This window comes from Microcystis sp. M_OC_Ca_00000000_C217Col (assembly GCF_007095585.1).
Classification (GTDB): domain Bacteria; phylum Cyanobacteriota; class Cyanobacteriia; order Cyanobacteriales; family Microcystaceae; genus Microcystis; species Microcystis panniformis.
Map to the genome: position 1 here is coordinate 1 of NZ_SFBV01000207.1, position 7,692 is coordinate 7,692.

Below are 7,692 nucleotides of genomic sequence, written 5' to 3' on the forward strand. Positions count from 1 at the left end.
GCCTTGGGAGCGGTACAAGTATGCTAAATTGTTGAGGGAAGTTGCCACATGGGGATGATTGTCTCCTAAGAGTCGTTTTCTCAAATCTAAAGCTTCTAGATAGAGAGGTTCCGCTTCTGAGTATCTACCTTGGGATTCGTACAATCCTGCTAAATTGTTGAGGGAAGTTGCCACATCGGGATGATTGTCTCCTAAGTGGGTTCGAGTTGCGGTTAAACAAGCTTGACAGTAAGGTTCAGCAATAGCATACAATCCTTGTCCATTATAATAACTAGCTAAACCCGTATAGGACCATAATAAATCCTCATCAGCGATATATTGGGGATATTCCTTGACAGATGCTTGTAGATGGAGAAGGAAAGGTTTAAATTCTTCAACGATTTCTATAGTGGGATTCTGTGGCATTTCTGCCGATTTTTTGGCCATAATCCGACAATAACGGCGTTTTGCGGGTTCTGCGTGGGGTGATGCTTCTAACTTATCCCGAAAATAGCGACGCAACAGGGGATGAATTTCATACCAACCATCACGATTATCCTGAACTAAACTCAGGTGAACTAAACTATCGGTTAACCATTCCTCCACTGTATCCCCATCTTCATCGGGAAATAAATCCAGAATCATTCCTTTGGGAAAGGGCGCAAGAGCGAATAAACTGAGGTAAAGTGCCAAAATTTGGGCTTCTGGTTCGCTGTGCAACTCCTCCCAACTGAGATTAAAGGCAGCTTTTAACCCTCTTTCCGCAGTCATTTCCCCATGAAACTTGGGATTTTTGGCTAAGATTGGCTCATCTAATCCTTTTTCGGCTAATTTCTGCCGTATTTTGCTAATTTTCCAATCCTGTCGCCGTACCAGTAACCTTGCCACCAATTCTAACCCTAAGGGTAAATAACCCAAATCCTGACATAATAATTTAGCTGCCTCGATTTGTGTGTCAATTCTGTTATCTGCAAGGTAGGAACGCAATAAATCAAGTGCATCTTTTTCTTTTAATACTTCTACCCGAAAAGTCGCAATTGTCGCTGATAAATATTCCTTGCGAGTGGTAATTAAAACCTGAAAGCGTTTGTCTTCTTGCGGTGGTAAATAATCCCTAATTTGCTGATAATCCCGCACATCATCAAAAATAATTAGGACATTTCCCGCTAACCAGTTTTGCCAACAATAACGAATTTTTACGTCTAATTCTCCCTCATCCGGTAAAGTTAATTTGAGATGTACCCGCGCAAAATCTAAAATAGAAGTACCGATAAAACCGCCGTCACTTTCTGCCACATTTAACCAACATATACCCCCGGGATAGGCTTTTTCTCGCCATTGTTGCCAGCCAAACTGTCTGGCTAGTTCGGTTTTACCTATGCCTCCCATTCCCGTTAAGGTAGAGATAGCAAGCTTTTGGGATTGTTGTAATTGCTTTTTTAAGTCAATTAATTCCTGATCCCTACCAACAAATCTAGGGATATTACTATTAGATAAATTGTGAGGATGTTGTTTAACCTGTTCCTGAACAGGCGGCTGCAGTCAGGGTTTATTGATGTTTATAGTTGCTGCTTGATAAACTTCACCACCCTCAACCTTATTCTGGAAATTTGTCCCTCCATAATTAGTCTGGTTCATACTACTATTATCCTGAATTTTCAAGGATTGAATTTCTGTTGCTAAACCCTTGAATTTTTCGGCGAAATCTGCTTCATCATTCATGGCAACCTTTAAATAATCTGCTACTTTTTCTAGATCAGTTTTTGACCCTTTTTCAGCAGCTTGTAAAGCTTTTTCAGCCTTAGGATTAGCTTTAAGTTTATTCCAGATGATTTGCCGCAAAGTATTAATTTTTTCTAGAGCAGCTTCGGTAAATTTTTCTACAGTAGTCTGAAATACCAAAGCAACAATTGTCGCCACTGTTATCGGTTCCATAGATAAAATCGGGGTGATGAGGGTTAACTTTATTATATTATTGGGTTTTGATTTTTTCCCATAATATAGGTATTTTAGAAATTGCTTCAGTGGTAAATTCCTGTACTGCTAAAGTAAACTTGTGGTTAAGGGAGCATTCATGATTCAGTCCTTATTTTAGCTTTCATAATTTTATTCTGCCCTATTTTTCTTAATCAGTCACAGTCCATAACACAATCACAGCATCAGTCTAAACTGTGATTGAAATGATTGAATGAATACTATGATTATATTGTATTCAGCAACCTTTTATCAATAATCAATCACAGTCCATGACACAATCACAGCAATCACAGTCAAGACGGCATGGGAGAGGAAAGATCCGTGTTATCGTAAAAATGGGGATAGATGGGGAGTTTGGTCTTGCAAAATCGGCAAATAGGGATAAAATCAAAACAAGTTAATTTTTTCCTTACCATATCATGTTAACCCCATCGGATAGTAAATTATCTAAGCAGCAGCAGATTCTCTCGGCTGTTTCCGACGAAGAAGAACAGCTTAAACAGCAAAGGATTCAGGAAGTGCTATTGTTAATAGATAGTTTATTCCAAAGAGAGGAAACGACTTTTAGGATTATCATCGACTGTCTTTACGATGTGGGTTCGTTAAATTTAATTAATAAAAAGTTTCATAGTCGTTACTTAAATTTTATTATGAAAGCGATCGCTCGTTTTTCTAAGCCTATGTTCAGAATTTATGCTCTCTATTGGGTGAAGAAAAATAGCCCGAAATTAATTACTAATTGGTTGGCTAGTAAGGTTAAATTCTAGATCGATCCCCCCTTAATCCCCCCTTGATAAGGGGGGTGCCTATCCCCCCTTAATCCCCCCTTGATAAGGGGGGGAACTGACGATTTTTAACACCTAACCACTTATAAACCCCAGAGACAGTAATCAGCACCAAGAAAAACTGTTTTGGCAAACCCTAGCTAGGGACTTAAATTTGCACCTGTCTGAGATGACGACGGGGATCGGTGGTACGCTGAGATTTAATTTTCTCGTATAATTCCCGTTCGATCGCGGTTAATTCTTTGGGAGTATCGATGACAATTTTGACTAATTGATCGCCGCGTTGTCCTTTATTATCGATCCAACCTTTGCCGCGTAAGCGCAGGGATTGACCGGAACGAATACCGGCGGGAACTTTTACCGTCACCATGCCATCGGGGGTAGGAACTTCAATTGCTGTGCCTAAAACCGCCTCATCGGGAGTAATCGGGACTTCACAGGTTAAATTATCGCCTTCAAAAGTAAAGAAAGGATGGGGTTCTAATTCCACATCGAGAAATAGATCTCCCCGTTGTTTACTCAAGGGATCGATTAGTCCTTTACCCCGTACCCGGAGACGATTACCGGTTTTGGTTCCTGGGGGGATTTTGATATCGATCATTTCTCCGGCTAAATTAACCCGTTTTTGTACTCCTCGTAAAGCTTCCCCAAAACTCAGACGCAGTTTAGCGGTGGAGATACCAGAAGTGACGGATTGCGGTGGAGTACGAGCGCCGGCAAAGTCGTTAAAATTGCTAAAATCGCCAAATCCTCTCCCCGGAGTCCCGTAGGAATGGGAACCGGGGCGAGTACCGCCAGAGCGACCCATGCGACCGAGCAGTTCATTGATAAAATCATCAAAGGTGCTGTACTGGCTAAAGTCAAAACCGTCGGAACCAAAGTCAACCCCCCCATTACCACCCGGCCAATTCGATCGCCCGGCCTGTTGCCAATATTGTCCAAATTGATCGTATTTTTGGCGTTTTTCGCTATCGGAGAGGACTTCGTAAGCTTCGCTAATTTCTTTAAAACGTTCTTCGGCGCTTTTATTGTTAGGATTGCGATCGGGGTGATATTTGACGGCTAATTTGCGAAAAGCTTTTTTAATTTCTTCGGCGCTGGCAGTTTTACCTACTCCCAGAACGGCATAATAATCTTTATAATCTGCGGCAGGCATCGATACGCTATCTCCTTAGCAATGGGGATTCAGTCGGGATATTCCTAATCTAACTTAATTTTATCGTTGTCAGGCTTGAATCAGTGATCAGTGATCGGTGAACAGTAACCAGTAACCGGTGATCAGTGAAAATAAGTGCCAAAGTTTTCACTTAACACTATCTCCTGAAAACTCCAATCTGATAACTGATAACTGATAACTGATAACTGATCACTGAAAGGGAAATTGCCGACGACGACGATACCAAGTTCCCACACCTACTAACAGAGCAATAAGGGTAAAAGCCACCATTAGGGGCAATATATCGCCTTTTCCTAAAGATTTTAAACCCGCACCCATCATGACAAAGGGTAAAATTCCGGGGACAGTGCCTAATAAAGTACCGATGAAATAATCGCGAAAACGGATAGAAGTTAATCCCGCCACAAAGTTAACGATACCGTAGGGAATAATCGGTAATAGACGGATAGCAAACATATAAAATAGGCCGCCTTGCTGCATTTCTGCATCGATCGCTTGCCATTTTCCCTGAAATTTTTTGGCGGTATATTCCCGGCCGATAGTACGGGTAAAAGCAAAGGCAACTATAGCGGCCACTAAAGCGGCGATCGTTGTCCAAACTGTTCCCATAACTACCCCAAAGATCGCCCCACCACTGAGGTTTAAGGGGGTAGAAGGCAGGATTAAAATTGTCCCGATCGTATAGAGAATAATATACAAAATGGGGGCCATAATTCCCATTTGTTTTAACCAGATCTGTAATTGTTGGGAGTCGATACCACCGATTAGATAAACTCCCATCGCTGTGGCGATAATACAAATTATGGTTAGGATAATAACACTACTTTTAGTTTTAGACATTTAACGGCAATTTTGGGCTAAGTGCGGGTTATAAAACATAAGATGCAACAGGGGTTTATATTTCCCTATTGTCAAAAATTCAGTTAATCTCCTCGAGAACCACGATCGAAAAACCATTGACTTTATAGCGATCAGAAATTACTGCTCCTTGCTCCACAGACCAACAATTATAATTGGTTTCTGCCCAAGCTGCCGTGTCAATAAGTCTTACCCAACGATAATTATTGCCTGGGGAGGGAAGGCGAAAATCCACTGGCAGATGATACATATTAATTAACACCAAAAAATCGTGATCACCGACGGCACTACCATCAATTAAAAACCAAATACAGCGAGCATGGGCAGTTAAATCGCTAACCCCATCGGGTTTTTTAAATAAATAGGTGACACTATTGCCCGCATTGAGAACCATATCGCCATAGCGGCGCTGTTTGAGTGCTATATGATTGTTTCTTAAGTGAGCAATATAAGCGGCAAAAATAAATAAAGGATTGCGTTCTTCTTGATTAGTTCCCGTGCCAAAATTATTGTGATAAGTTTCCCGATAACCCGTGGGTAGTAGATGGGGTGAACGGGTGGCAATCATATCATAATTATTCCAAGTGGCCACACTATCAATATTGTAGGGATTATTATTACCATTTTGAGTGCGGCCAAATTCATCACCCCAGACAGTCATGGGAACACCGCGAGATAAAAATTGAATCGTCCAAAAGTTGCGTAATCTTTGGCGACGTAAGGCCTGATTACCGCCAGAATCCCAAGAATCGTTATTATTATTGCCGCCATCGGAAGGACCAAAAGGCCAGGGATTGAGGTTATTTTTATTGTTATAACTGACCAAATCCATCAGGGTAAAACCATCGTGGGCAACAATAAAACTGATCGATTTGTGTGGTCCGCCTTGGTCATGAAAATTGTGATAATCTCCGTTCACCTGTTCGATGAATTTAAAAGTATTACCATCTCCCTTGCAAAAACGCCGGATTGCATCGCGATAACGGCCATTCCACTCGCCCCAACCCGTTGGGAAATTACCTACTTCGTAACCCCAGATATCCCAAGCTTCGGCGATCATTTCGGCATCATATTTCTTGCCTAATTGCTCGATATTTTCTAACAAAGGATGTTTAGGAAAGAATTGTTTTTGCTTGTGCCAATCTTCTCGTTCATGACTAGAAGGAGTTCGACCGAGGACAGGGGCCAGATCAAAACGAAAACCATCAACTCCCATGGTTTCTAACCAATAGGTGAGGGAATCAAGAACCAGATTACAGGTGACAATATGGGAAAAGTTTAATTGATTTCCGCAGCCAGTGGCCCCATCAACTAGATAATGTTCGTCGCTGAGTTGATAATATTCCACCACATCAAAACCACCAAAACTAACAAATCCGGTGACATCGTTGCTGCCCCAATTGCCCCCTTCTCCGGTGTGATTATAGACCACATCGAGATAAACTTCCATACCTTGGTCGTGGAAAGCTTTGACCATGGACTTAAACTCTCTGGTGGGTCCCCCGGGGGAGCGATCATAAGCATAACGGCGATCGGGAGCGAAATAACCAAAGGTCATGTAACCCCAATAGTTACCGCCGGGGCGATCATCGGGGTTATTATCGTTAGCGGTTTCCTGGACCGGTAAGAGTTCGATCGTGGTAAATCCCAGCGCTTTTAGGTATTTGGCCATATAGCCGGCCCCCGCATAAGTTCCTCTGTACTGGTCGGGAACGTTGGCCACTTCCTCAAAACCTGTAATTCCCTTGAGAATATCTTCCAAACGACTAGCGGAGGGGTGATGACTTAAACCGCGCACATGGGCCTCGTAAATGATCGCTTTTTCGGCCCCCAGACGGGGACGAATCCCGGTAGAAGTCCCATCCGGCGCGATCACAATGCCTTTGGGCGACCATTTACCCGTATCGTATTGCCGCCGGATCACTCCTTTGTAGTCCCCTTCTCCCGTGGCATAGATTCCCGCATTTTCTCCGGCTGCGATCATGGCCAGGGTTTCAAAGTCGTGGGAAAGTTCTCGCGCGTAGGGATCGAAGAGGACTTTATTGGGGTTAAAACGATGGCCAAAATCGTCCACATCTGCCCGAAAACCGGCGTTACTGTGGCCTCTTTGCCATTTTTGATCAAATTGCCAATTGGGACCCCAACAGCGAAAAGCGTAGTAACTGCCGTGGCCAATACCGGCGATTTTTGCCCGCCATATATCATCATTTGGGTTTTTTGTCAACCAGTAATCATACTTAGCGTTTTCTCCCGTCGGGCGCTCGTAGATTTCCAGAAGAATCTGACTGGCATTTTTAGAATAGACGGCAAAGGTGACGCTATCGCCCCGATAATGCGCTCCGAGGGGATAGGTGGCATCGGCCCAAAGATGGCTATCTAGGGGGGCATAATTACCAGATTGGGGATGATTTTGACCGATCTCACTCTCCGATTTCATAAGTTTCATAAATCTCAGATTATGACTGTCTAAAGTATAGATTTAGTATGCTCTTGAATGTAAATTTTTATGACGAGATTCAACGTTTCTGGGCTTAATTCATTGACTTAGTTGCTCAAATAGTTGAAGATGGGGGGGGCTGACATAGGAATAACTTTTAGCTGCAGAACTTAAGCATCTCATAAAGTTGCTCCTCCCGACAATCCTCTATCTAATTATGAGAATCAGACAAGCTGGAATCCAAAAGGCAAACAAGTCAAGGTTTATACGCAATTTTCTGCCGGTGCAACCCTTGGCGATCAAGACTTGGCTAATTACTATGAAACGACAGAGCCAGGACTCAATACCAGGAAATAAACACGGCTCTTCGGTTTGTGTTATGCAATGGACGGGAGTTATAAGGGATGGAACCCTTATATAGAAAGGCATTTAGCGATTTTTGTTAATTGTTTTTTTCTAGAGCGAACTAATCAATTAAG

The 7,692-nt window shown here is 42.6% G+C and carries 6 protein-coding genes; 1 reads left to right on the plus strand and 5 read right to left on the minus strand.

From position 1 onward, the window contains the following. Positions 1-1,386, minus strand: a 1,386-nt coding sequence (locus EWV66_RS12515) for a tetratricopeptide repeat protein (RefSeq protein WP_287115974.1), incomplete at its 3' end; no start/stop codon positions are given. Positions 1,387-1,521: 135 nt separating this feature from the next. Further along, positions 1,522-1,914, minus strand: a complete 393-nt coding sequence (locus tag EWV66_RS12520; protein ID WP_287107617.1) for a hypothetical protein — start codon at positions 1,912-1,914, stop codon at positions 1,522-1,524. A gap of 461 nt (positions 1,915-2,375) precedes the next feature. Between EWV66_RS12520 and EWV66_RS12525 the strand changes: the two genes are divergently transcribed. Beyond that, positions 2,376-2,723 carry a hypothetical protein gene (locus EWV66_RS12525; protein WP_185237515.1) on the plus strand — a complete coding sequence of 116 codons (348 nt, stop codon included), beginning with the start codon at positions 2,376-2,378 and terminating at the stop codon, positions 2,721-2,723. A gap of 166 nt (positions 2,724-2,889) precedes the next feature. Here EWV66_RS12525 and EWV66_RS12530 read toward each other — a convergent pair whose 3' ends face one another. From EWV66_RS12530 to EWV66_RS12540, 3 genes are all read right to left on the minus strand, one after another. After that, positions 2,890-3,897, minus strand: a complete 1,008-nt coding sequence (locus EWV66_RS12530; protein ID WP_287107618.1) for a DnaJ C-terminal domain-containing protein — start codon at positions 3,895-3,897, stop codon at positions 2,890-2,892. Between the two features lie 210 nt (positions 3,898-4,107). Then, entirely contained in the window at positions 4,108-4,758 is a 651-nt protein-coding gene (locus tag EWV66_RS12535; protein WP_002768427.1) for a TVP38/TMEM64 family protein, read from the minus strand. 79 nt (positions 4,759-4,837) lie between these two features. Beyond that, entirely contained in the window at positions 4,838-7,213 is a 2,376-nt protein-coding gene (locus EWV66_RS12540) for a glycogen debranching protein (protein WP_287107619.1), read from the minus strand. Positions 7,214-7,692: the final 479 nt, after the last annotated feature.